This window comes from Streptomyces sp. NPDC003077, from assembly GCF_040611095.1.
In the GTDB taxonomy this organism is placed as follows: Bacteria; Actinomycetota; Actinomycetes; order Streptomycetales; family Streptomycetaceae; genus Streptomyces.
On sequence record NZ_JBEXNM010000009.1, the window covers coordinates 76,938 to 101,191 of the forward strand.

21 protein-coding genes are annotated in these 24,254 nt (G+C 72.2%); 7 read left to right on the plus strand and 14 right to left on the minus strand.

Going from position 1 to position 24,254, the window contains the following annotated elements; all coding sequences use genetic code 11:
• Positions 1–220 precede the first annotated feature (220 nt).
• From rlmB to ABZX96_RS08985, 6 genes are all read right to left on the minus strand, one after another.
• Complete coding sequence (gene rlmB / locus ABZX96_RS08960; RefSeq protein WP_355540235.1) at positions 221–1,177, minus strand: 23S rRNA (guanosine(2251)-2'-O)-methyltransferase RlmB; 957 nt, start codon at positions 1,175–1,177, stop codon at positions 221–223.
• Between the two features lie 182 nt (positions 1,178–1,359).
• Positions 1,360–2,757, minus strand: a complete 1,398-nt coding sequence (cysS, locus tag ABZX96_RS08965) for a cysteine--tRNA ligase (RefSeq protein ID WP_355540238.1) — start codon at positions 2,755–2,757, stop codon at positions 1,360–1,362.
• Between the two features lie 191 nt (positions 2,758–2,948).
• Positions 2,949–3,353, minus strand: a complete 405-nt coding sequence (locus ABZX96_RS08970) for a PPOX class F420-dependent oxidoreductase (protein ID WP_355540241.1) — start codon at positions 3,351–3,353, stop codon at positions 2,949–2,951.
• 427 nt (positions 3,354–3,780) lie between these two features.
• Positions 3,781–4,281, minus strand: coding sequence for a 2-C-methyl-D-erythritol 2,4-cyclodiphosphate synthase (gene ispF, locus ABZX96_RS08975; RefSeq protein WP_355540529.1), 501 nt, complete (start codon positions 4,279–4,281; stop codon positions 3,781–3,783).
• On the minus strand, positions 4,274–4,987 hold the full coding sequence (gene ispD / locus ABZX96_RS08980; RefSeq protein WP_355540532.1) for a 2-C-methyl-D-erythritol 4-phosphate cytidylyltransferase: 714 nt from the start codon (positions 4,985–4,987) through the stop codon (positions 4,274–4,276). The genes ispF and ispD overlap by 8 nt, the downstream gene beginning before the upstream one ends.
• Before the next feature lie 746 nt (positions 4,988–5,733).
• The gene (locus ABZX96_RS08985) at positions 5,734–6,216 is read right to left on the minus strand and encodes a CarD family transcriptional regulator (protein WP_003953493.1); all 483 of its coding nucleotides are present in this window, start codon (positions 6,214–6,216) and stop codon (positions 5,734–5,736) included.
• A gap of 692 nt (positions 6,217–6,908) precedes the next feature.
• Here ABZX96_RS08985 and ABZX96_RS08990 point away from each other — a divergent pair.
• On the plus strand, positions 6,909–7,586 hold the full coding sequence (locus ABZX96_RS08990; RefSeq protein ID WP_355540244.1) for a DUF461 domain-containing protein: 678 nt from the start codon (positions 6,909–6,911) through the stop codon (positions 7,584–7,586).
• 221 nt (positions 7,587–7,807) lie between these two features.
• Here the strand turns inward: ABZX96_RS08990 and ABZX96_RS08995 are convergent, their stop codons facing one another.
• Complete coding sequence (locus tag ABZX96_RS08995; RefSeq protein WP_355540247.1) at positions 7,808–8,488, minus strand: response regulator transcription factor; 681 nt, start codon at positions 8,486–8,488, stop codon at positions 7,808–7,810.
• Positions 8,485–9,777 (minus strand): ATP-binding protein, encoded by a 1,293-nt coding sequence (locus ABZX96_RS09000; RefSeq protein ID WP_355540250.1) that lies wholly within the window; start codon positions 9,775–9,777, stop codon positions 8,485–8,487. The genes ABZX96_RS08995 and ABZX96_RS09000 overlap by 4 nt, the downstream gene beginning before the upstream one ends.
• Before the next feature lie 202 nt (positions 9,778–9,979).
• On the opposite strand from ABZX96_RS09000, the gene phoU reads away from it, so the two are divergent.
• Complete coding sequence (gene phoU, locus ABZX96_RS09005; RefSeq protein ID WP_355540253.1) at positions 9,980–10,657, plus strand: phosphate signaling complex protein PhoU; 678 nt, start codon at positions 9,980–9,982, stop codon at positions 10,655–10,657.
• A 1,625-nt stretch (positions 10,658–12,282) separates the two neighbouring features.
• On the opposite strand, the gene ABZX96_RS09010 is transcribed toward phoU, so the two are convergent.
• The gene (locus tag ABZX96_RS09010; RefSeq protein ID WP_355540256.1) at positions 12,283–13,044 is read right to left on the minus strand and encodes a phosphoglyceromutase; all 762 of its coding nucleotides are present in this window, start codon (positions 13,042–13,044) and stop codon (positions 12,283–12,285) included.
• Positions 13,045–13,282: 238 nt separating this feature from the next.
• Here ABZX96_RS09010 and ABZX96_RS09015 point away from each other — a divergent pair, with 238 nt between their 5' ends.
• Positions 13,283–14,689 (plus strand): MFS transporter, encoded by a 1,407-nt coding sequence (locus tag ABZX96_RS09015; protein WP_355540259.1) that lies wholly within the window; start codon positions 13,283–13,285, stop codon positions 14,687–14,689.
• Between the two features lie 70 nt (positions 14,690–14,759).
• On the opposite strand, the gene ABZX96_RS09020 is transcribed toward ABZX96_RS09015, so the two are convergent.
• Entirely contained in the window at positions 14,760–15,992 is a 1,233-nt protein-coding gene (locus tag ABZX96_RS09020; protein ID WP_355540262.1) for a helix-turn-helix transcriptional regulator, read from the minus strand.
• 134 nt (positions 15,993–16,126) lie between these two features.
• Between ABZX96_RS09020 and ABZX96_RS09025 the strand changes: the two genes are divergently transcribed.
• Positions 16,127–16,438 carry a hypothetical protein gene (locus tag ABZX96_RS09025; protein WP_355540265.1) on the plus strand — a complete coding sequence of 104 codons (312 nt, stop codon included), beginning with the start codon at positions 16,127–16,129 and terminating at the stop codon, positions 16,436–16,438.
• A 20-nt stretch (positions 16,439–16,458) separates the two neighbouring features.
• On the opposite strand, the gene ABZX96_RS09030 is transcribed toward ABZX96_RS09025, so the two are convergent.
• Positions 16,459–16,977: a YbjN domain-containing protein gene (locus tag ABZX96_RS09030; RefSeq protein WP_355540268.1), complete on the minus strand. Its 519-nt coding sequence runs from the start codon at positions 16,975–16,977 to the stop codon at positions 16,459–16,461.
• Between the two features lie 282 nt (positions 16,978–17,259).
• Entirely contained in the window at positions 17,260–18,651 is a 1,392-nt protein-coding gene (gene mshA / locus ABZX96_RS09035) for a D-inositol-3-phosphate glycosyltransferase (RefSeq protein ID WP_355540271.1), read from the minus strand.
• Positions 18,652–18,967: 316 nt separating this feature from the next.
• On the opposite strand from mshA, the gene ABZX96_RS09040 reads away from it, so the two are divergent.
• Positions 18,968–19,789 (plus strand): class I SAM-dependent methyltransferase, encoded by an 822-nt coding sequence (locus ABZX96_RS09040; RefSeq protein ID WP_355540274.1) that lies wholly within the window; start codon positions 18,968–18,970, stop codon positions 19,787–19,789.
• A 152-nt stretch (positions 19,790–19,941) separates the two neighbouring features.
• Here the strand turns inward: ABZX96_RS09040 and ABZX96_RS09045 are convergent, their stop codons facing one another.
• Complete coding sequence (locus ABZX96_RS09045; RefSeq protein WP_355540277.1) at positions 19,942–20,499, minus strand: TetR/AcrR family transcriptional regulator; 558 nt, start codon at positions 20,497–20,499, stop codon at positions 19,942–19,944.
• Positions 20,500–20,753: 254 nt separating this feature from the next.
• Here ABZX96_RS09045 and ABZX96_RS09050 point away from each other — a divergent pair, with 254 nt between their 5' ends.
• A complete protein-coding gene (locus tag ABZX96_RS09050; protein ID WP_355540280.1) occupies positions 20,754–21,881 on the plus strand; it encodes an oxidoreductase in 1,128 nt (375 codons plus the stop codon).
• 16 nt (positions 21,882–21,897) lie between these two features.
• Here ABZX96_RS09050 and ABZX96_RS09055 read toward each other — a convergent pair whose 3' ends face one another.
• Positions 21,898–22,797 (minus strand): helix-turn-helix domain-containing protein, encoded by a 900-nt coding sequence (locus ABZX96_RS09055; RefSeq protein WP_355540283.1) that lies wholly within the window; start codon positions 22,795–22,797, stop codon positions 21,898–21,900.
• Between the two features lie 150 nt (positions 22,798–22,947).
• Between ABZX96_RS09055 and ABZX96_RS09060 the strand changes: the two genes are divergently transcribed.
• Positions 22,948–23,955: an aldo/keto reductase gene (locus tag ABZX96_RS09060; protein WP_355540286.1), complete on the plus strand. Its 1,008-nt coding sequence runs from the start codon at positions 22,948–22,950 to the stop codon at positions 23,953–23,955.
• The last annotated feature ends 299 nt before the right edge of the window (positions 23,956–24,254 follow it).

Genomic DNA, 24,254 nt, shown 5'->3' on the forward strand with positions numbered 1-24,254 from the left:
TTGGCCGGAATTTCAGCGCGTACGAACGGGCATAGGGCGGCGAGGCCGCACCCCGGACCGGACCGCCGGGAACGGGCCACCGGACCGGCAGGAACGGGCCACTCAGACCAGCAAACCGACAGGACCGGCAGCCAACGAACCGGCAGCAAAAGAAGCGCCGCCCCCGTCACCCGGGGCGGCGCCTCCCAGCGGCGCCCCTGAAGGCACCGCCCGTCTCTCGTCAGCCGCGTCGGCGCGCCGCCTCCCACAGGACGACGCCCGCCGCGACGCCCGCGTTCAGCGACTCGGCGCCGCCCGGCATCGGGATGCGCACCCGCACGTCGCAGGTCTCGCCGACCAGCCGCGACAGGCCCTTGCCCTCGCTGCCGACCACGATGACGACCGGCCCGTCCAGCACCTCCAGGTCCTGGAGCTCCACCTCGCCGTCCGCCGCGAGCCCGACGACGGTGATGCCCGCCTTCTGGTAGCCCTCCAGCGCGCGCGTCAGGTTGGTGGCCCGCGCGACCGGCGTACGGGCGGCGGTGCCGGCCGAGGTCTTCCAGGCACCGGCCGTCATCCCGGCCGCGCGCCGCTCGGGCACGACCACGCCGTGCCCGCCGAAGGCGCACACCGAACGCACGACGGCACCGAGGTTGCGCGGGTCGGTGACCCCGTCCAGCGCGACGATCAGCGGGTCCTCGCCCGCGTCGAACGCCGCGGCGGCCAGGTCTTCGGGGTGCGCGTAGTCGTACGGCGGCACCTGGAGGACGAGGCCCTGGTGGTTGAGGCCGTTGGTCATGCGGTCCAGCTCGGGGCGCGGCGCCTCCATGAGGTTGATGTTGCCGCGGTCCGCCGCGAGCTGGAGCGCCTCGCGCACCCGCTCGTCGTTGTCGATGAACTGCTGGACGTACAGCGTCGTGGCGGGCACGCCGTCGCGCAGCGCCTCGAACACCGGGTTGCGGCCGACGACCAGCTCGGACGTGCCCTTGGCGCCGCCCCGCCGGGGGGCCGGGCGGCGGTGGGCGGCCTGCTTCGCCTTCGCGTTGGCGATGCGGTTCTTCACGTGTCCCTTGCGCGCGGACGCGGGCGGGGTCGGGCCCTTGCCCTCCAGGCCCCGGCGCCGCTGGCCGCCGCTGCCGACCTGGGCGCCCTTCTTGTTGGACGTGCGGCGGTTCCTGCGCTGGCTGTTGCCGGCCATGGGTCACCCTGTTTCTTCACTGCTCTCGACGTCTCTCGACGTGGAGGGGGTACGTACGTGGGACAAGTATGCGGCCGTGCGTCAGACGCCGGTCAGCGTGCGGGCCCGGCGGCGGGTCCGCACACGGCGGCCGGTGGGGGCGTTCCGTGAGGCGGCGCGCCCCGGAAAAGTGTCGCCCGGGATCAGGACAGGGACCAGCGTGGACCGGACGGCGTGTCCTCGATGGCGAGGCCGGACTGCTGGAGCTGGTCGCGGATGGCGTCGGCGGTGGCGTAGTCCTTGCGCGAGCGGGCGGCCTGCCGCTGCTCCAGCACCAGGCGGACCAGGGAGTCCACCACGCCGTGCAGGTCCTCGCTGCGCTCGGAGCCCTCGCGGGACCACGGCTCGTCCAGCGGGTCCAGGCCCAGCACGCCGAGCATGGCGCGGACCTCGGCCAGCCGGGCGACCGCCGACTCCTTGTCGTCGGCCGTCAGCGCGGAGTTGCCCTGGCGGACGGTGGTGTGGACGATCGCCAGCGCCTGCGGCACGCCCAGGTCGTCGTCCATCGCCTCGGCGAACGCGGGCGGCACCTCGGCGGCCGGCTCTACGGTCTTTCCGGCCTTCTCGGTGACGCGCTGGACGAAGCCCTCGATCCGCGCGAACGCCGACTCGGCCTCGCGCAGCGCCTCCTCGCTGTACTCGATCATCGACCGGTAGTGCGGGGTGCCCAGGTAGTAGCGCAGCACGATCGGGCGCCAGCGCTTGACCATCTCGGAGACGAGCACGGAGTTGCCCAGCGACTTGGACATCTTCTCGCCGCTCATCGTCACCCAGGCGTTGTGCGCCCAATAGCGCGCGAACTCGTCGCCGTACGCCTTGGCCTGCGCGATCTCGTTCTCGTGGTGCGGGAAGACGAGGTCCACGCCGCCACCGTGGATGTCGAAGGCGGTGCCCAGGTACTTGTGCGCCATCGCGGAGCACTCCAGGTGCCAGCCGGGACGGCCGCGGCCCCACGGCGTCTCCCAGCTGGGCTCGCCTTCCTTGGCGGCCTTCCACATGGCGAAGTCGCGCGGGTCGCGCTTGCCGGTCTCGCCCTCGCCGGAGGGCTGGCGGAGGTTCTCCAGCTCCTGGCCGGACAGCTCCAGGTAGTCCGGGAAGGAGGCGACGTCGAAGTAGACGTTGCCCTCGGCGGCGTAGGCGTGACCACGCTCGATCAGGCCGCGCATCATTTCGATCATCTCGGGAACGTGACCGGTCGCGCGCGGCTCGTACGTCGGCCGCAGGCAGCCCAGGGCGTCGTACGCCGCGTTGAAGGCGACCTCGTTCTCGTAACCGATGGCCCACCAGGGGCGGGCCTGCTCGGCGGACTTCTTGATGATCTTGTCGTCGATGTCGGTCACGTTCCGTACGAACGTGACCTGGTAGCCGCGGTAGGCGAACCAGCGGCGCATGATGTCGAAGTTCAGTCCCGACCGGATGTGCCCGATGTGCGGGGCGGCCTGCACGGTCGCGCCGCACAGGTAGATCGAGACGCAGCCCGGCGTGAGCGGGACGAAGTCACGGATCTGCCGGGCGCTGGTGTCGTACAGGCGAATGGTCACGCCACCAGGGTAGTCGGAACGAGGCAGTGCCCCGCGACCCATCGGGCCACGGGACACAGAAGCGTGACACAAGGGCGACCCATGGGGCGCCCGGGAAACGGGCACCGCCCACCGGACGCGCGGCCCTCATGGAGGCGCGCGGGACCGGGCCGTTCCGGGCCCGGGCCCCGGCGCATGCTCCCCGTCGGCCGTCAGATGTTGCCGATGACCTTGCCCGGGGTGATGCGCACGACCACGCGCTCCGCGTCCCGCGCCGACGCGGGGTTGAAGTCGGCGTACAGCTTGCCGGTGTACTTCTGCGACAGCTCGTCGATGAGCTCCTGGCCGCCCTCCGTGGAGAGCTCGGCCGTGCCGCGGATCTCGGCGTACGTGTACGGAGCGTCGAAGGGCTGCACCAGGACCGTCACCCGGGGGTCGCGGCGGAGGTTCTTCGTCTTGCGGCGGTCCACGGTGGTGGAGATGAGGACGTCGTCGCCGTCCCGCTTGGCCCAGACCGGGGAGACCTGGGGGCTGCCGTCGGGCTGGATCGTGGCCACGGTCACGAACACCGGGCCGTCCAGAAGCTGCTTGAGGGAGTCGGACAGAGTGGCTGCCACGATGGGTCCTTCCTTTGGAACCGATCGAACGGGCACATCTCCTCCGATCCTGCCTCAAGCCGCCGCCGGTGGGCGGCATTCCGGGGGCACGCAACCGAAGGACGTCCCTCCACCGGGCGGCAGAGCGGCCTGGCGGACGAACGGCACCGCGACGGCCCGCGCCACCCGGCCGGCCTACGGCCCCCTGCCCGGCGCGCGGCCGTCAGCCGACGGGCGCCACGTACGCCGGACGAGGGGCCGCGTCCACACCGGCTCCCGTCCTCGCGTACGCCGGACGGCCCCGCGCCCCGCCCCTCGAACGGCCTGGCCGGCACGCGCCCCGACGGCCCGGCAGCCCCGATCAGTCCGTGCCCACGGCTCGGCAGCCCCCATCAGTCCGCGCCCCCACGGTCCGGCAGCCCCGGTCAGTCCCATCGCCGACCGGGCCTCAGGCGGGCAGCACCAAGGCCGTGGCGATCGCCGCGAGGCCCTCGCCGCGGCCCGTCAGCCCGAGTCCGTCCGTCGTGGTGCCGGACACCGAGACCGGTGCCCCGACCGCCTCGGACAGCACCTTCCGCGCCTCCTCGCGCCGCTTGCCGATCTTCGGGCGTACGCCGATGACCTGCACCGACACATTGCCGATCACGAAACCCTCGACCCGCACCAGCCGCGCCGCCTCGGACAGCAGCGTCACCCCGGACGCGCCGGCCCACTCCGGGCGGTCGGTGCCGAAGTGCGCCCCGAGGTCGCCGATGCCGGCGGCCGAGAAGAGCGCGTCGCAGGCCGCGTGCGCGGCGACGTCGCCGTCACTGTGCCCGGCCAGGCCGTGGCCCCCGCTCTCGGCCTCGTCCCACAGCAGCCCGGCACACCACAGCTCGCGCCCCTGCTCGAAAGCGTGGACGTCGGTGCCGACACCGATCAGCGGCATCCGCGCCCACTGCTCATACATCCCCATCAGTAGCCCTCCTCCGGGCGAGTACGGCCTCGGCCAGGACGAGGTCCAGCGGCCGGGTCACCTTGAACGCTTCCTCGTGGCCGGGCACCACGACGACGGGCGCGCCGAGGCGCTCCACCATCCCGGCGTCGTCGGTGGCCCCCTCGCCCTCGACGGCCACCGCCTCGTGCGCCCGCACGAGCGTCGCCCGGTCGAAGCCCTGCGGCGTCTGGACGGCGCGCAGCCGCGCCCGCGCGGGCGTGCCGACCACCGGTTCCGCCCCGCCGTCCGGGCGCGGCTCGACCTCCTTGACCGTGTCCGCCAGCGGCAGCGCGGGCACCACGGCCGGGGCGCCCGCCTGTACGGCGGCGATCACCGCGTCCACCGTCCCGACCGGGACCAGGGGGCGCGCGGCGTCGTGCACCAGCACCACGTCCACGCCGTCGGGCAGCGCCTCGATGCCCCGGCGCACGGACTCCTGCCGGGTGTCGCCCCCGGGGACGACCAGGACGTCGGTCCGCTCGGGCAGCGGGTGCTCCTCAAGCAGGCGGCGGACCTCCTCGGCGCCGCCGGGCGGTGCGACCACGACGACGAGGGAGACCGCCCGCGAGGCGGACATCGCCTGGACGGCGTGGACCAGCATGGGCGTGCCGCCCAGCGCCCGGAGAGCCTTGGGAGCGCCCGGCCCGAGCCGCACGCCCCGGCCGGCCGCCGGGATGATCACGGCGGTACGGGAGCGCGGTACGGCGGTACGGGACTCGGCACCCGTTTCGGTACCGGCCTCCGCGCCGATCTGTGGGGAAAGGGATGGTTGCGTCATCGGTGACATCTTGGCCCAGGCGTCCGCCGCTCCGTGGCCCGGGGCATCTCCTGGAATTAGTGCGGGCAGGTTTGTTTCCTCCACCCACATGGGTATGGCCAGAGCGTGCCGGGCGCGACGCTCCGATCGGACCCTTCCGTGACGACCGGTCGAGTCAGCTGCCCGGGCCCGGCACACCACAGGGCCCGTTGAGGCCACGGGGGGCGCCGCCGGTGGCGGCACAGACGCTGGGGGTGCGGCATACGCGAAGACGACGGCCCGGTCCGGGCCGACGAGATCGATCGCCGCGCGTGGCCCCTTGAAATGAACGAATTCGGCCGAGAGGCGCTGCGGCGAAGGCGTGACCCGCGTACGCGGTGATCTGCACATGCCATAAGTCGCATGCACATGGCTGCGCGCGTTGTGTGACCGAATGGGCCAGCGTCGGCGTGCGCCAGAGTGCTCGGTGGCGAGTTCGTGATGCCGTGCACAGCCCGTCGTGGTCATCGCGCCCTGCGCCCGAGCGTGCGCCGGCGCGTGAGGACAGGCGCACACACCTTCGGCATGCCGCCCCAAGCAAACACAGCGAACACAGAAATGCCGCAGCGCCCGGCAACGGACCGCTCACGGGGAGCGATCGCCGCACGGGCACCGCGGCATGACGCGTATCAGGAGGCGAGGACCTCGTCGAGCAGAGCCTCGGCCTTGTCTTCGTTGGTGTTCTCCGCGAGGGCGAGCTCGCTGACCAGGATCTGGCGCGCCTTGGCGAGCATGCGCTTCTCACCGGCGGAGAGTCCGCGCTCGCGCTCACGGCGCCACAGGTCGCGGACGACCTCGGCAACCTTGATCACGTCGCCGGAAGCGAGCTTTTCGAGATTTGCCTTGTAACGACGGGACCAGTTCGTCGGCTCCTCGGCATACGGTGCGCGCAGCACCTCGAAGACCCGGTCCAGCCCGTCCTGGCCGACCACGTCGCGCACGCCGACGAACTCCGCATTGTCCGCTGGCACACGAACCGTCAAGTCGCCCTGGGCGACCTTCAGCACCAAGTAGGTCTTGTCCACGCCTTTGATCTGGCGAGTTTCGATGGCCTCGATCAGCGCGGCCCCGTGATGGGGATAGACCACGGTGTCGCCAACCTTGAACGTCATGTGACAGGTACCCCTTCCGTGGCTATCCATGTTAACACGGGAACGGGCTGTTCTGAATGGCGTTTTCGCAGGTCAGGGCATATCTCAGGGCTTGACAAGCGTGCCCGGAACGTGCTGCGACCACCCGCCGGACGCGGGAATTCGCAGGTCGGAGGCGCTTCCCCGAGGGCGGGAAACGCGCGCGCCGGGCGTCGGGACGCCGTCGGCAGGGACGAGGTACGTCCCGTTTTGCCGGGATCCGGATGCCGCGCTTCCGCTACTCCGTTCGGTTCTCTCGGGAGATCCCCATACCGATTCCGGAATTGATCACGAGCTCCCGGCCACGGTGTGTGATCAAATTCCCGGACCTCCGCGTATTCCGCCCCCGGTCCGTTTTCCCGTGCCTTGGCGAAAAATCCGTCGCCCTTCAACCGAACGGCCTCTTGGTGCTTATTCCGGCGCCTTCCGGGAACTCGCCGAAGAAGCGATCTTTCGGCGCCGGTCGGCTGACGCGGCGGGGGCGTGATCGCGTTGGGGGCGGGTCGGGTGCGGCTGCTCCGGGACGGCTCGGTAACCTAGCCGCGCTGACACACCCTTAGGGCGGCTTTACGCAGGCGTCGTCCCGGCGCCTGGGGAACGGTCGCCCAGCCGTCCATCCCGCGACCGGGCACGAAGTTCGGCCGCCGAAGCTCGTCCAAGGAGATGCCGCCGCCGTGAGCCGCAGCCTTCGACGCGGCGTCCTCGCCGCCACCGTCCTCACGCTCTCGATCGCCTCGCTCTCCGCGTGCGGTGCCGGGAACGACGCCCAGACGCTCCAGATCAAGCCGGACAACGCGGCGACCACCGTTGGCGCCATCAAGATCCAGAACGCCTCCGTCGTCACCCAGCCCGAGGCCGACGCCAAGGGCCCGGCCACGGTGACCGCCACCCTCTTCAACAGCGGCACCAAGGACCAGACGCTCAAGTCGATCAAGCTGACGGGCACCGGCCACGCGGCCAAGCTGTCGCCCGCCAAGGGTTCCGACAAGATCACCGTCCCGGCCGGCGGCTCGGTCGTCATCGGCGGCAAGGACAACGCCTCCGCCGTCCTGGAGAACGGCCGCGACGTGGTCAAGGACGGCGACGCCCAGTCGCTGACCTTCGACTTCAGCGAGACCGGCGAGGTCAAGCTGCGGGCGTACGTCGTCCCCGCCAAGGGCACCTACGAGCAGTACGGCCCGAGCGCGCTGCCCTCGGCGTCCGGCTCCGCCTCGCCGTCCTCCTCCGCTTCCGCGTCGGCTTCGGCCTCCGCTTCGGGCTCGCCGTCGGGCTCCGCCACCCCGGCGGGCTCCGCCACCCCGGCGGGCTCCCCGTCCGGCTCGGCGAGCGGCTCGCCGTCCGCCGGTCGCTGACGGTCACCCGAGCGCGTCGGGCATCCAAGGCCACCGAGCGCGCCGGCCGCCTCGCGCACACGCCTCACGTCGGGAGGGGCGGGAACCCGTGGATCCGGTTCCCGCCCCTTCGGCGTGATGGATGCGCGAGAGCGTGCGGACGCTGGCGGAAACCGGCGCGCCCGCGGCCGACCCCCTGGGAGGGGCCGACGCGGGCGCGGAGGGCGCGGTCCGTACGGGGCCTACGGCTCGAACTTGTAGCCGAGGCCGCGGACGGTGACCAGGTAGCGCGGGGCGCCCGGGTCCGGCTCGATCTTGGCGCGGAGGCGCTTGACGTGCACGTCGAGGGTCTTGGTGTCGCCCACGTAGTCGGCGCCCCAGACGCGGTCGATGAGCTGCATCCGGGTGAGCACCCGGCCGGCGTTGCGCAGCAGCATCTCCAGGAGGTCGAACTCCTTCAGCGGCAGGTCGACCTTTCCGCCGGAGACCGTGACGACGTGGCGGTCCACGTCCATCCGGACCGGGCCGGCCTCCAGGGCCTGCGGGGCGACCTCCTCCGGCTCGCCGCGCCGGCGCAGGACGGCGCGGATGCGGGCGACCAGCTCGCGGGTGGAGAACGGCTTGGTGACGTAGTCGTCGGCTCCTATTTCGAGGCCGACCACCTTGTCGATCTCACTGTCCTTGGCGGTCACCATGATGACCGGGACGTTGGAGCGGCTGCGGAGCTGGCGGCAGACCTCGGTGCCGGGCAGGCCCGGCAGCATCAGGTCCAGCAGCACCAGGTCCGCGCCGTTGCGCTCGAACTCGTCGAGGCCGTCCGGGCCGGTGGCCGCCACGGCGACCTCGAACCCTTCCTTGCGGAGCATGTACGACAGTGCGTCACTGAACGATTCCTCGTCCTCGACGACGAGCACTCGGGTCACGGAAGGACCTCCGGGGCAGGGTGAGCAGGGAGCGGTTCGTTGAAGGTCTCGTAGGGACGGTCCTCGGTCTCGGGGCCGTCCTCGGGGGTGGTGTCGGTGGTGCGGTCCCGCACGGCGCCGGCCTCGGGGAGGCGGAGGGTGAAGGTGGAGCCCTGTCCCTCGGCGCTCCAGACCGTGACCTCCCCGCCGTGCGAGGCGACGACGTGCTTGACGATGGACAGGCCCAGGCCGGTTCCGCCGGTGGCGCGGGAGCGGGCCGGGTCCACGCGGTAGAAGCGCTCGAAGACGCGGTCGCGGTCCTTCTCCGAGATGCCGATGCCCTGGTCGGTCACCGAGATCTCGATCATGCCGACCGCTCCGGCGCGCGTGGAGGCGCCCTTGCCGGTCGCCGGGAGCCGCCGCCCCGCGATGCCGACGCGGGTGTGGGCCGGGGAGTAGTTGACGGCGTTCTCCACGAGGTTGCCGAGCGCCGCGGCGAGCTGGCCGCGGTTGCCCCACACGTACAGGTCGGCGGTGCCGCCCGCGGCCATGGTGATCTGCTTGCTCAGGGCCTGCTGGCGGCAGCGGTCGATCGCCTCGGCGACCAGTTCGTCCACGCGGACGGGCTCCGCGTCCTCCAAGGGGTCGTCGTTCTGGACCCGGGAGAGGTCGATGAGCTCCTGGACGAGGTTGGTCAGGCGGGTCGCCTCGTTCTGCATCCGGCCCGCGAAGCGGGTGACCGCCTCGGGGTCGTCGCTGGCGTCCATCACGGCCTCGGAGAGCAGCGAGAGCGCGCCGACCGGGGTCTTCAGCTCGTGGCTGACGTTGGCCACGAAGTCCCGGCGCACCGCTTCTATTCGCCGCGCCTCCGTCAGGTCCTCCACCAGGAGCAGCACCAGGCGGGAGCCGAGGGGCGCGACCCGGGCGGAGACCGCCAGGGCGTCGCCGCGGCCCGTGCCCCGGCGCGGCAGATCCAGCTCGACCTGCCGTATCTCACCGTCACGGCGGGTGTCCCGGGCCATCTGGAGCATCGGCTCGACGGCCAGCTTCCCGCCCCGGACCAGGCCCAGGGCGTACGCCGCCGAGCTGGCCTTGACCACCTCGTCCGCCTCGTCCAGCACCACGGCGGAGGAGCGGAGCACCGACAGGACCGTGTCGACACCGGGCGGGAGGACGGCGTCGGTGTGCAGGGACGTACGGGTGGGCTTGGTCTGTTCCCGCTCGCTCCAGCGGAACGCCAGCATGGCGAAGACACCGGTGCACAATCCGGCGATCGCCGCCACTGCGGCAACCGCCGCGTCCACGTTCATGACTCCAGGTTATGCGTCGGGTAGGACACTCCCCCAGCCATCCGGGGCCCTGCTCGAACACCCGTCGCCCAGAGTTCACCTTGACGTCGGTGGTGGTTCACTCCGGATGGAAGAAGGCGACGCGTTCGGGACGGACCGTGGGAGCGTGGGGGTGCCAGGCACCGTTCCCCACGTCATCACGCCACGCGAGAGAAGGTCACAGATGCGGGACGCCTACCACGAGGAGCTGGATTCGATCGGTGAGGGCCTGGTCGAGATGGCCCGGCTCGTCGGCTCCGCGATCGGACGGGCCACGGCGGCCATACTCGACGCGGACCTCAAGCTGGCCGAGAGCGTGATCGCCGCCGACGAGAAGATCGACGATCTCCAGCGGGACCTGGAGGCCCGGGCCATCACCCTGCTGGCCCGCCAGCAGCCGGTCGCGACCGACCTGCGCATCGTGGTCACCTCGCTGCGCATGAGCGCGGACCTGGAGCGCTCCGGCGACCTGGCGCAGCACGTCGCCAAGCTCGCCCGGCTGCGGTTCCCGGAGACGGCCGTACCGCGCGACCTGCACGCCACGATCCTGGAGATGGGCCAGCTCGCGCAGCGCCTGATGGCGAAGGCCGGCGAGGTCATCATCACCAAGGACGTCGATCTCGCCCTCCAGCTGGAGCAGGACGACGACGCCATCGACCTGCTGCACCGCGCGCTGTTCAAACACCTGATGGACGACCGCTGGAAGCACGGCATCGAGACCGCCGTGGACGTGACGCTGCTGGGCCGTTACTACGAGCGGTTCGCGGACCACGCGGTGTCGGTGGCCAAGCGCGTGGTCTACCTGGTGACCGGCGAGCACGCGGACGAGATCGCGACGCCGGCGCCGGTCGAGGGCGCGTAAGGGGCGGTCGTCGGGGCGGGGGCGCGCCGGTCCGGGAACGCGCCCCCGCCCCGACGTGTGCCCGTCTCCGTCCTGACGAGCGCCCACCCTGCCCCGACGTGGGTCCGGGGCCGCGTGCCGTGACGTGTGTCCGGATCCGGTGGACGAGTGCCGTTACGTGCGTCCGGACCCGGCGGACGAGGCATCTTCGGCGACGGTCGCCGGGCGCCGCCTTCCCGAGGACGCGCGGTGCGCCGGCGCCGGACGAGGGCGCACAGGTGTACGCCGGTCGGCAGGCGCGCGGCGTGCGTTGTGCCCCCGCGCGCCGTTGATGCTCCGCCGCGGGCAGGAATCCAATGAGGGCAGGTGAACCCGCACCAGAGGAGGTAACTCATGGCGGTCTCCCGGATACCCGCCGCCGACGTCCGTACGTGCGGCTGCGGACCCGGCTGCACCTGCGGCTGTCAGTCCGGCGGCCCCTGCCAGTGCGGCGGCAGCTGCAGCTAGCGGACCGCGCGCACCCGACGCGCGTCGCATGGAAGGCGCGCGGCACGAGTGAGGACGCGCGGCCGTACGTCCGTGAGCGTCGGGACATCTCTCACGGCTTCGTGCGGTTCCGCACGTCTTCCGGCCGCGGATCTCCACGGACGCGCACGCGGCGGTCGGGCTCGTACGACCGGACACGTCAGGCCCATGGACGTCGCGTGCGACACGTACACCGAAGGCACCCGTTGCACCTCCTTCCGTGGCGATCCCGCAGCAGCGGAGCAGCATTAACAAACACACGGATCACGGACACACGGGCACACGGACCATATCGGACACATCAGCACACAACAGCACGCACAGCATCCGACGATGCAATGCATAAACAGGACAAATAACCAGGAAAAGAACAGGACAACGAAGCCACACGCACACGGCCCCGGCCGGCGAGAAGCCGGCCGGGGCCGATGGCGTGCGCGCGCACGGACCGGGGCCCGTGCCGGGCGGGCCTGCTTCTTGGCCGTAACCACCGTGCGGGGCCCGCGTCAGGCCTTGCTTCTTCTTTTCCCTGGCTCGTGGGATCTTCTCGTGGGTTCTTGACGACCTACGCTCCCGCAGCTCCCAGGTTTGGTCGCGGCTGCCTGACAGGTCACCGTCGGTCGGTGACGAGCGGCGTCGAGCACCCCGGAGACGGCCCGGGCCGCAGCTTCATCCACGGCGGATGAGGGCGTCACGAAGCACCTCGAACCAGCTTGTGAAAAGCCACCGCAGTCGCCACCACCAACTGCGCCGCCCTCCTTTTTCTTGCGGCGGTGGGCTGACCGATACACGTGCGGGCCGGCGTCGCGGAAGACGGATATCGATACTGCTCCGACTTGGGCGCTCGCCCCCGTGCAAGTGGCAGTAGCCGTTCCACCGAGCTGGGTTGCGGCAGCTTCGCCCCTGTCGTGTCGTGCCGGCACAACGCACCATGAGCGGATTCTGCCAAACCTGTGTGGCCAGGCGTACCCACTGAGGCGCCCGAATCGTTCGCCTTCGCCTTCGGCATGGCCCGGTCGACCCGACCCGGCCTCGCAACGGATGCCCCAGAGACCGCCCCGGCCCAGCAACAAGCCCCCTACCCGCGAAAAACCGCGGACAGGGGGCTTACGTGTGTGGCCTTACTTCTTCTTGCCCTGGTTCTTGACCGCCTCGATGGCGGCCTTGGCGGCCTCCGGGTCGAGGTAGGTGCCGCCGGGCTTGACCGGGTGGAAGTCGGCGTCCAGCTCGTAGGCGAGCGGGATGCCGGTGGGGATGTTCAGGCCGGCGATGTCCGCGTCGGAGATGCCGTCCAGGTGCTTGACCAGGGCGCGCAGCGAGTTGCCGTGCGCGGCCACCAGGACGGTGCGGCCCGCGGCCAGGTCCGGGACGATGTTGTCGAACCAGTACGGCAGCATGCGGACGACGACGTCCTTCAGGCACTCGGTGCGCGGGCGCAGCTCGCTCGGGACGATCGCGTACCGCGGGTCATCGATCTGCGAGAACTCGGCGTCGTCGGCCAGCGGCGGCGGCGGGGTGTCGTAGGAGCGGCGCCACAGCATGAACTGCTCCTCGCCGAACTCGGCGAGGGTCTGCGCCTTGTCCTTGCCCTGGAGCGCGCCGTAGTGGCGCTCGTTCAGCCGCCAGCTGCGGTGGACGGGGATCCAGTGACGGTCGGCGGCCTCCAGGGCGAGCTGCGCGGTGCGGATCGCGCGCTTCTGCACGGAGGTGTGCACGACATCGGGGAGCAGACCGGCGTCCTTCAGCAGCTCACCGCCGCGGACCGCCTCCTTCTCGCCCTTCTCGTTCAGGTTGACGTCCACCCAGCCGGTGAACAGGTTCTTCGCGTTCCATTCGCTCTCGCCGTGGCGGAGGAGGATCAGCTTGTACGGTGCGTCGGCCATGTTTCGAGCGTAATCCAATTCCGGAGCCGGTCCCGACCCAGGGACGTTTGACGCCGATCGTCAATCCAATGGCGCGCGCCGGAGCCCCCTGAGTAGTTTGCGATCACCGCGTCAGTAACTCGCCTTTTCGGCGACCGCCACTTACCGGCATCTCGGCTTACGAGGGCTGCCGCTTATCGGCGCCGCTGACGCGGGCCAGCAGGCCGCGCACACCGCTCACCTCTCGGGGGGAAATGTCATGTCCATAGCCGGGCTCAGACGGGCCGTCGCCGACAGCGTCTCGGGGCTTCCCCGCCAGTTCTGGTGGCTGTGGACCAGCACCCTGGTCAACCGCCTCGGCGCGTTCGTCGCCACCTTCCTGGCGCTGTACCTGACGGTCGAGCGCGGTTACTCGGCCTCGTACGCAGGCCTGGTCGGCGCGCTCTACGGGCTCGGCGGCGTGGTCTCCTCGGTGGTCGCCGGCGTCCTGGCCGACCGGCTCGGGCGGCGGCCCACGCTGCTGATGGCCCAGCTCGGCACCTCGGCGTCGGTGGCGCTGCTCGGGTTCATGGAGCACCCGGTGACGATCGCCGTGGTGGCGTTCCTGGTGGGCCTGACCTCCAACGCCTCGCGTCCGGCGGTGCAGGCGATGATGGCGGACATCGTCGCGCCCGCCGACCGGATCCGGGCGTACGCGCTGAACTACTGGGCCCTCAACATGGGCTTCGCGATCTCCGCGACGGCGGCCGGGCTGATCGCCGCGCACGGCTACCTGGCGCTGTTCCTCATCGAGTCGGCGATGGTGCTGGCCTGCGCGCTGCTGATCTTCTTCAAGCTGCCCGAATCGCGTCCCGAGCCGGGGCAGGGCGAGGAGGCGGACGGCGACCGGGGCCCCGAGCGCGTCTCCATGCTCACCGTCGTGCGGGACGGCCGCTTCATGACCGTCGTCGGCCTGGCGTTCCTGCTGGCGCTGATCCTCCAGCAGTCGTCCGTCGCCCTGCCGGTGGTCATGGGGCAGGACGGGCTGTCCAGCACGCAGTACGGGCTGGTGGCCGCCGTCAACGGCGCGCTGATCGTGCTGATCCAGATCCCCGTCACCCGCTTCATCGAACACCGCAGCCCCGCGATGCTGCTCGTCGGCTCCGCCCTGCTGACCGGCTACGGCTTCGGGCTGACCGCCTTCGCCGGCTCGGTGGCGCTGTACGCGGTCACGGTGGCCGTCTGGACGCTCGGCGAGATCATCAACTCCCCCACCCAGATGGGCCTGGTCGTCCGCCTCTCCCCCACCCACGGGCGCGGTCGCTACCAGGGCATGTTCGCCCTGTCCTGGACCGTCGCCTCCCTCGTCGCCCCGCTGATCAGCGGCACCGTCATCGACCGCTTCGGCTCGGACACCCTGTGGGCGGGGTGCGCGGTGGCCGGGACGGTGACGGCGCTGGGGTACGCGGTGCTGCTGCGGCGGGTGGGAACGTCGCCGGACGAGTCGGACGGCGGGACGGAGGCGGGGAGTTCCGGGGCGTCGGTGGTGGCCGCGCGAGGGTCGGCGGCCGGGGACGAGGCCCCTGTGGCTGCGGGGCGTGATGGCGCTTCTGTGGCGGACGGTGTCGCGGTGGCGGGCACGGCGAACGGTGACGCGGCGGCCAAGGCGGCCCACGCCGCGCCGTAGTTCCCGGGTGGGGGCGGGGGCGGCCGGCGCGCGGGTGCGACGCGCGTCGGCCCACGTCCACAGGCCCCGTTCAGTCGCGATCCCTCAGGGCGTCGGACAACCGGCGCCCCTCCCGTGCCCCCCGCCGCAGCAGCGCGGCGGCCGTGACGTGGAGTTCGTCCCAGGCGTGCGGGCGGCCGACGGCCGAGGCGTCCGGCAGGCACCGTTGGGCGACCCGCAGCGCTCCCTCCGCCTCGCCCGCGCCCGCGAGCGCGTGGGCCAGGCAGGCGCGGTACCAGGCCTTGTCGCGGCGGTAGTCGTCCGGCAGCGCGGCCAGGCCGGAGGTGATCAACTCCGCCGCCGTTCCCCATTCGCACAGGTGCAGGGCGGCCATGCCGCGCTGCAAGGTGAACCAGGTCTCGTCGTAGAAGTACATCCACGGCGGCTCGTCCTCCGGGTGGCGGGCGGCGGTGCCGACGAGTGCCTGGGCCTCGTCCAGCAGCCGGTGGGCCGCCCGCGCGTTGCCGGTGAGGGCATGCCCCCGGGCCTCCATCTGGGCGGCCATCCCCCGCACTCCCGGGGATGTCTTTGGTCCGGCCCAACGGGCGGCCCGGGCGAGCGCGACGCACCGTGCTCCCCGTCCTCCGGACCAGGCCAAATGGGCCTTCATGCTCAGCGTCGTCGCCGCCATGCCGGCGTCCCCGGCCTCCAGCGCCCAGTCGTGCGAACGGTCGTACCAGGCGAGCGCGGCGGCGGTGCGTCCCTGGTCCTGCGCCAGCCACGCGAGGAACTGGGCGTACTCGGAGGCGAGCCGGACGAGCCGCCGTTCCAAGGGGCCTCGCGCGCCCGCGTACAGATCGACGACCACATGGAGTTGACGGTGCGTCACATCGTCCATGGGCCGCGACCCGATGAAGTCCTCGGCCTTCCGGTGCTCCGCGAGCAGCCGGTCGAGCCAGTCCAGCGTGGCCGCGTCCACCCGCCGGGCACCTTCGACGGTCAGGGTCACCCGGGCCCACAGGTCCTCGTCGGGGACGATCCCGGGGAGCGCCAGGCCGGGAACGGGCAGCGCGGACGGGCCCGGACCGTCCGGGATGCCGAGCCCGGTGACGATGCGCTGGCGCACCTCGACCGAGGTCACCCGGCGGTGCCCGCGCTCGATCTCGGAGACGTCGGACTGCGCGAGGCCGACGCGTTCGCCGAGCTTGGTCTGGCTCGTGCCCGTCAGCCGCCGGTACGCGCGGAAGACCGCGCCCCAGTCCTCGTCGGCGAGCGGGGCGGTAAGGCGGGGGTGGGTCCACAGGTCCGCGTACGGGTCGGCCATATCGCCAATATAGGGCCGTCCTATGGGGAGTTCGGATGGCCCGCCGTCTCCCTCACCGGCAAGGTCGCGGACGAAACCACCCGGTCGCCTGGGGTGATCCGGGACACCGCACCGCACGTGAAGAAGGCCCCACCATGAACACCACCCCCCGCCTCCTGCCGTGGGACACGTCCGAAGGCAAGCCCTGCTACCTGATCGCCGGAGACGGTGCGGGTTACGTGTCCCGCAGGGCCGACCAGATCGAACGCGCGCAACTGGACATGGGCGCCGCCCTGCTCGGTCACGCGCGGGCCCTGCTCGACGATCCGCGCACCGACGCCGTCCAGCTCCGCTACCTTTCCGCCCGGCTGACCGAAGCCCTCCGTGACGCCGTACGGGTCGCGGAGAGCCGGGGCGGACAGATGGCCTGTGCCTGCGGTACGGAACGGGAGAACGAGCCGGAGTGACGGACGGCGGCGGCTTCGCCCTACTCCCCCCGCTCCCCCGTCACCCGCCCGAACGCCTCCAGGTTCCGGGTCGACTCCCCCCGGGAGACCCGCCACTCGTACTCCTTGCGGATGGCGGAGGCGAAGCCCATCTCCAGCAGCGTGTTGAAGCTGCCGTCGGCGTGTTCCAGGACGGTGCCCAGGATGCGGTCCAGCTCTTCCGGGGTCACGGCCGCGAGGGGGAGGCGGCCGACGAGGTAGATGTCGCCGAGGGTGTCGAGGGCGTAGGCGACGCCGTACAGGCGGGTGTTCCGTTCCAGGAGCCAGCGGTGGACGGCCTCGTGGTTCTCGTCCGGGCGGCGGACGACGAAGGCGTTGATGGAGAGGGAGTGGGTGCCGACGATCAGCGAGCAGGTCGTGGAGAGCTTGCGGGTGCCGGGCAGCTTGACGACGTACGAGCCGGGGGACGGGGACTCCCAGTCCAGTTCGGCGTCCCGCAGCGTCCGCTCGATCGCCTCGGTCGCCTTCCGCGCGTCTTCGCTCCTGCGTGCGTCAGCCATGCGGCGATCGTAGGCGACGGCGGCGGGCCCGGGACCGTCGGACCGTGCCCATCGGACCCGCGACCGTCGGCCGTACGGTCGTCGGCCGTGTGGTCGTCAGCCGTACGACGCCCGGCGGCAACGCCGACCCCGCGACCGTCGGCCGTGTAGTCGCCAGCCGTGTAGTCGTCAGCCGTACGACGCCCGGCGGCAACGCCGACCCCGCGACCGTCAGCCGTGTGGTCGTCAGCCGTACGACGCCCAGGCGACGACGCCGCCCCCGCGACCGTCGGCCACCGGCCCTCAGCCCTGCGGCGCCCGCAGCCGGCGCCGTCGCTCCTGCATCGCGGCGGTGTAGACCTCGCTGGTCACCGCCGCCGTGGTGTCCCACCCGAAGTCGCGGGCGTGGCGGGCCGCGGCGGCGCCCATCCGGCCGGAGAGCGTCGGGTCGTCGGCGAACCGGCGCAGCATCCGCGCGTAGTCGGCCGGGTCGTGGCCGGGGACGAGGAAGCCGCTGACGCCGTCCCGCACGGCCACGGGCAGGCCGCCCACCGCGGCGGCGACGACCGGCGTCCCGCAGGCCTGGGCCTCGACCGCCACCAGTCCGAACGACTCGCTGTAGGAGGGCATGACCAGCACGGACGCGGCGCGGTACCACTCGGCGAGCCGGTCCTGGCCGACCGGCGGGTGGAAGCGGACGACGTCGGCGATGCCGAGCCGGGCGGCGAGTTTCTGGAGCTGTTCGGGCTTGGCCAGGCCGCTGCCGCTGGGCCCGCCGACCACGGGGACGAGGAGGCGGGAGCGCAGGGCCGGGTTCTCGTCCAGGAGGACGGCGACCGCGCGGAGCAGGATGTCGGGCGCCTTGAGGGGCTGTATGCGGCCGGCGAAGAGGGGGATGAGCGCGTCCCGGGGGAGGCCGAGCCGGGTGCGGGCGGCGGCGCGGCCCGCGGTGATCTCCGGTTCGGCGGCGAGTCCCGCGAGCCCCGGGACGGCCGGGCGGAACCGGTCGAGGTTGACGCCGGGGTGCACGACGGCGACCTGGCTCCGGGCCGCGTCGTAGTGCCGGACGAGTTCGTCCGCCTCCTCGGCGGTGTTGGCGATCAGGCGGTCCGCGGCGCGGACGACCTGGGTCTCGCCTATGACGCGGGCGGCGGGTTCGGGGGTGTCGCCCTGGGCCAGCGAGGCGTTCTTGACCTTGGCCATGGTGTGCATGGCGTGCACCAGGGGGACGCCCCACCGGTCTGCGGCCAGCCAGCCGACCTGGCCGGACAGCCAGTAGTGGGAGTGCACGAGGTCGTAGTGGCCGGGGCGGTGGCCCGCCCACGCGCGCATCACGCCGTGCGTGAAAGCGCACAGCTGCGCCGGCAGGTCCTCCTTGGCCAGGCCCTCGTACGGGCCCGCGTCCACGTGCCGGACCAGGACGCCGGGGGCCAGCTCGACGACGGGCGGGAGGGCGCCGGTGGTGGCGCGGGTGAAGATCTCCACCTCGATGTTGATCGCGGCGAGCTTCTTGGCCAGCTCCACGATGTAGACGTTCATGCCGCCGGCGTCGCCGGTGCCCGGCTGGTGCAGCGGGGAGGTGTGGACGCTCAGCATGGCCACCCGGCGCGGGCGGCGCGCGCCGCCCGGCAGCCGCAGGCGCGGGGAGCCCGCGCTGTGGGGACGGCCGCGGAGCCGGGACACGTGTTGGCTCACTGCGAGCTACCTCCTAGGCGGGGCCTGCTGCGCCTCGTACCGGGCCCGGAACACTGGGAACAACAAAATTTTCGCATTCATTTCCGGTCGGAGCGTTCCGGTTCACTCTTTACCGAAGCGTGACTGAGGGAGTGCGCGAGGGGTTTCGGCGGGCCGCCGCTGTGGTGGTGGAGCGGGGCATCGTCCCTGGTCAGGCCGGGTTCGGACGTTCCGTGTGGCCGGCGACCGGTCGCCTTGCGCAAGCGCCCCACCGTATTCGCACGTGCGTACGAGTTCCGTTCGAGTCGGCGCGCCCCCTGCGCATACGCTCGTACACATGGCCCGCAGCACTCCCGCCCCTCCCCCGGCGACCTCCCGGCCCGTCGGCAACGCGACCCGCGGCACCACCAACCCCAACCGCCTCCGCCGCATGGACCGCTGGATCGCCGCCACCCACGGCGCCGAGCTGCGGCGCAGCCCCGACCCGGTCGCCGTGGACCTCGGTTACGGGGCCGCGCCCTGGACCGCCGTCGAGCTGCTCACCCGGCTGCGCACCGTCCGCCCCGACGCCAGCGTGGTCGGCGTCGAGATAGACCCGGCCCGGGTCGCGGCGGCCCGGCCGTACGAGCGCGGCGGACTGTCCTTCGCGCACGGCGGCTTCGAGGTGCCGCTGCCGGGGCGACGGGCGCCGGTGCTGATACGGGCCGCGAACGTGCTGCGGCAGTACGACGAGGACGAGGTCGCGGCCGTGTGGGCGCGGCTGTGCGCCCGGCTGGCCCCGGGCGGGCTGCTGGTGGAGGGGACCTGCGACGAGATCGGGCGACGGCACGTGTGGGTCGCCCTCGGCCCGGAAGGCCCCCGCACGGTCACCTTCGCGGCCCGGCTCGGCTCCCTGGAAACCCCCTCCGACCTGGCCGAACGCCTGCCGAAGGCGCTGATACACCGCAATGTGCCGGGCGAGCCGGTGCACGCCTTCCTGCGCGACTTCGACCGCGCGTGGGCCGCCGCCGCGCCGTACGCGGCGCTGGGCGCGCGTCAGCGGTGGGTGCGTTCCATACGGGCCCTGGCGGCGGACTGGCCGGTGACGGGGGCCCGCCAGCGGTGGCGGCAGGGGGAGGTCACCGTGCGGTGGGAGGCGCTGGCGCCTCGGGGCGGGTAGGGGCGCCTGACCTCCTGGCCTGGGACGCCCTTCTTACGGCACCCCGGCAGCGTGCCCGTCGGCCCATCACCCCCTGGCCGTCACACCGACGGCAGCGCGCCCCTCGGCCCATCACCCCAGGCCGTCACCCCCAGCTCCCCCCCACCAGGCCGTCACCCCCTCGGCAGCGCGCCCGCCCGCGCGGCGGCCAGCGCGACGTCGACCGCACGGTCCGCCGTGGTCTCGTCCACCGTCTCGCCCGTGAACACAAGGCGGAAGTAGATCGGCGCGGCGAGGGCCTTGAGGAGTTCGGCCGGGTCGGTCTCCTCGGGCAGTTCTCCGCGCTCGACGGCACGGGTGACGACGGGCTCCGCGCGCCGGAACCGGTCGTCGAAGAGCGCCTGCTTGATGTCGGCGAGCCGCGGGACGCGCACCGCTTCCGAGAGGACGGTGGCCAGCAGCGCCCGCCCCGCCCGCGTGGTCATGGTGGCGACGAGCGACCGGGCCAGGGCGCGGAGATCGCTCTCCACCGCCCCGGTGTCGGGGATCGGCACATCGACGGCGAAGTGCGTGGTCAGCGCGTCGGCGACGAGATCGTCCGAGGTCTTCCAGTTCCGGTAGACCGTCGTCTTGTGCACCCCGGCCCGCTGAGCGACACCCTCGACGGTCAGCGCCGCGTACCCCGTCCGCGTCAGCTCGGCCATGGTCGCCTCCAGTACGGCGGCGCGCATCTTCTCTCCCCGTCCGACTCCTGGGGCGCGCTTCGACGACGGGACGGCCGATTCCATTGCAACTCCCAGTTGCTTTGAGGGCGGAACGCATGACAGTCTCAGGCTATCGCAACTCGGAGTTGCAATGCGGCCTTGCGGTGCGCCTTTGCCGTGCCGCTCTCCCTTTTAGGCCTTTAGACCCGCAGGAACCCGCGACGGCCCGCAACAGCCTGCAAAAGGCCGCACGACACCCACCCGACACGGAATGAGATCCCATGCCCGGCGAACCACGGACCACCACGCAGGTACCCCGGCACGACGACCACCCCGACCACGCCGACCACGACGGCCACCCCGACTACGACGACCACGCCACGCCGGACGGCCCCGGACACCGCCCCCTCCCCACCGGCCGCCCTTCAGCCGAAGGCCCGGCACGGCGCCGAACGGCGGCCCCCCGCACGCCATGGACCCCGGACTCCCTCCCCGACCAGTCCGGCCGCCTGGCCCTCGTCACCGGCGCCAACAGCGGCATCGGCTACGTCACCGCCCGCGAGCTGGCCTGCCACGGCGCCCACGTCGTCCTCGCCTGCCGCAACGCGGAACGCGGACGGGCCGCCCTGAAGCGGCTGCGGGCCGAGGCGCCCCGCGCCCGGACCGAGCTGCGCCTGCTGGACCTGGCCGACCTGGCCTCCGTCCGCCGTTTCGCCGAGGACTGGCCGCACGAGCGGCTCGACCTGCTGGTCAATAACGCGGGCGTCGCCATGGTGCCGTTCGCGCGGACCGCCGACGGCTTCGAGTCGCAGTTCGGCGTCAACCACCTCGGCGCCTTCGCGCTCACCGGCCTGCTCCTGCCGCGCCTGCTGGCCGCCGGCGACCCGCGCGTGGTCACCGTCAGCAGTGAGGGGCAGCGGTTCGCCCGGTTCGACCTGGACAACCTCAACGCCGAGCGCCGCTACCGGACGGCGTTCGCCTACGTCCAGTCCAAGCGGGCCAACCTCTACTTCGCCAAGGAACTGCAGCGCAGGGCCGACGCCGCCGGGCTGGGGCTGCGCAGCATGGCGGTCGCCCCGGGCCTCACCCGCTCCAACGTGCTGACGGGCGGCGCCAACAGCACCCGGGGCCGCGCGTACCAGACCCTGACCCGCCTGCTCGTACGGTTCGCGTTCCGCCCCACCCCGGAGGGCGCCAAGACCTCCCTGTACGCCGCGACCGTCCCCGACCTGCCCGGAGGGAGCTACGTCGTGCCCGACGGGCCGTTCCAGCTCCGCGGCGAACCGGTCCCGCGCACCCGGGAACGGGCGCTCCGGGACCCCGTCACGGCCCGTCGGCTGTGGGAACTCTCGGAACGGCTCACCGGAGTGCGCTACCCGCTGCCCGGCCCTCCGGCATCCCCGAAATGAGCCTCGCCAACCGTCCTCAGACGTGCTCCGGCACCGCCGGGCGCACGGATGGCCGGGGCCCAGCCCCCGCGCCCGGTGCACCCCGCGACCCGATACGGGCCAGGGCACGCAACCGTTCCTCCGTCCGAGTCCCGGGAACCGCCGTGTAGGTCATCAGGAGCTGATCGGACTCGACGGCCAACCGCAGGCCCTCGAAGGCCAGCCGGAGTTCCCCGACCTCCGGGTGCAGCAGCCGCTTCTCCCCGCGCAGGCACTCGCGCACCTCCTGTGCCTCCCACACCCGGCGGAAGTCCGTGCTGCGCTCCAGCAGTTCGCCGACGAGACGGCACAGGCGCGGGTCGTTGGGGTGGCGGCCGGTCTCGGCGCGGAGGTTGCCGACGATTTCCTCGGCGATCCGGTCCCACTCCGGGTAGTACGCGCGGGCCGCCGGTTCGAGGAAGACCAGCAGCGCCGAATTACGCCGGTGGGGCTCCAGCGCGTCGAGGTCGAAGCTGAGCAGTCCGCCGAGGTGGTTCCAGGCGAGGATGTCCATGCCGCGTCCGATCACCACGGCCGGGACCGCGTCCCCCATGGCGTCGAGCAGGCGCCGCACCTCGGGCCGTACGCGTTGCTCCTGGTGCGCGGTGTCGTGGCGCGGCGGCGCGGCGACGTTGCGCAGGTACCCGGTCTCGTACTCGCTCAGCCGCAGCGCCCGCGCCACCGCGTCCAGCACCGAGTCGGAGATGGCGGGCGCGCGGCCCTGTTCGATGCGGGTGTAGTAGTCGACGCTGATGCCGGCGAGCTGGGCCACCTCTTCGCGGCGCAGGCCGCGTACCCGCCGCCGGTTCAGGCCCTCGGGAAGTCCGACGTCGGCGGGTTCGAGCGCCGCCCGCCGGGCCTTGAGGAACGCGCCTATGCCAGGTTCCGCATGCACCATCGCACCAGTATGCGACGCGGCGGCCCCTGGGTGGTTCTGGCAGACCCAGGTTGCCCCGGGCCTGGCCCGCCCCCTGACGGCGTCGGCAAAGTGACGCGCAGCGATACGGGAACGAACGGCGACACCGCCACCGCGACGGGAGACGTACACATGAAGCGCAGGATCCTCGGCGGCACCGGTATCTCGGTGAGCGAGTACGCGCTCGGCGCCATGATGTTCGGCGCCTGGGGCAACACCGACCACGACGAAAGCGTGCGGATCATCCACCGCGCGCTGGACGCCGGTATCAACTTCGTCGACACGGCGGACATCTACTCCGCGGGCGAGTCCGAGGAGATCGTCGGCAAGGCGCTCAAGGGCCGCCGGGACGACATCGTCCTGGCCACCAAGTTCCACAACCCCATGGGCCCGGACGACAACCACCGCGGCAACTCCCGCCGTTGGATCGTCCGCGCCCTGGAGGACAGCCTGCGGCGCCTGGGCACCGACCACATCGACCTCTACCAGGTGCACCGCCCCGACCCGGCGACCGACATCGACGAGACCCTGTCCGCCCTGTCCGACCTCGTACGCGCCGGGAAGGTGCGGGCGATCGGCACCTCCACCTTCCCCGCCGAGCAGATCGTCGAGGCCCAGTGGGCGGCCGAGCGGCGCGGCCACGTGCGGTTCCGCAGCGAGCAGCCGCCGTACTCCCTCCTGGCGCGCGGCATCGAGGCCGCGGTGCTGCCGACCGCGCAGCGCTACGGCATGGGCGTGCTGACCTGGGGCCCGCTCAGCGCCGGGTGGCTGTCCGGCCGCGATCTGTCCGCGAGCGGCCGGGCCGCCCTGGAGCAGGCCAAGTTCGACCTGTCGGTCCCGGAGAACGCCCGCAAGGCCGAGGCCGTCACCGCCCTGTCCGAGCTCGCGGAAGAGGCCGGACTGCCCCTGCCGCACCTGGCCACCGCGTTCGTCCGCTCCCACCCGGCCGTCACCTCGGTCATCATCGGCCCCCGCACGATGGACCAGCTCGACAGCCTCCTGGACGGAGCGGAGGTCACCCTGAGCGAAGACATGCTGGACCGGATCGACGAGATCGTTCCTCCGGGGACCGACCTCAACAAGGCCGACGCGTACTACGTGCCGCCGGCTTTGAGCGATGCGTCGTTGCGGAGGCGGTGAGGGACGGGGAGGCTGGGCGTTCGTGCCGGGGTTGCATCGAGGGGGCCGGATGGTGTGCGCGTCCGGCCCGCTCCCGTGTCTCTGTTCCCGTGTCCCTGTCCGGGCTGGCCTCCATACATCTTGACCTCCGTTGGTCGCTCCTGGTCGAGCACGGGCACCTGCGTCCCTTCACGAACACCGCCTGTCGAACGACCTTTCCCGCTAGCGGAGTTGGTACTGACTCGACGGAACGAAGACACGTCAGACCAACGACTGCGGCTACTCCCGGGCGACATCACACAGCGAGCCCAGGCCACCGA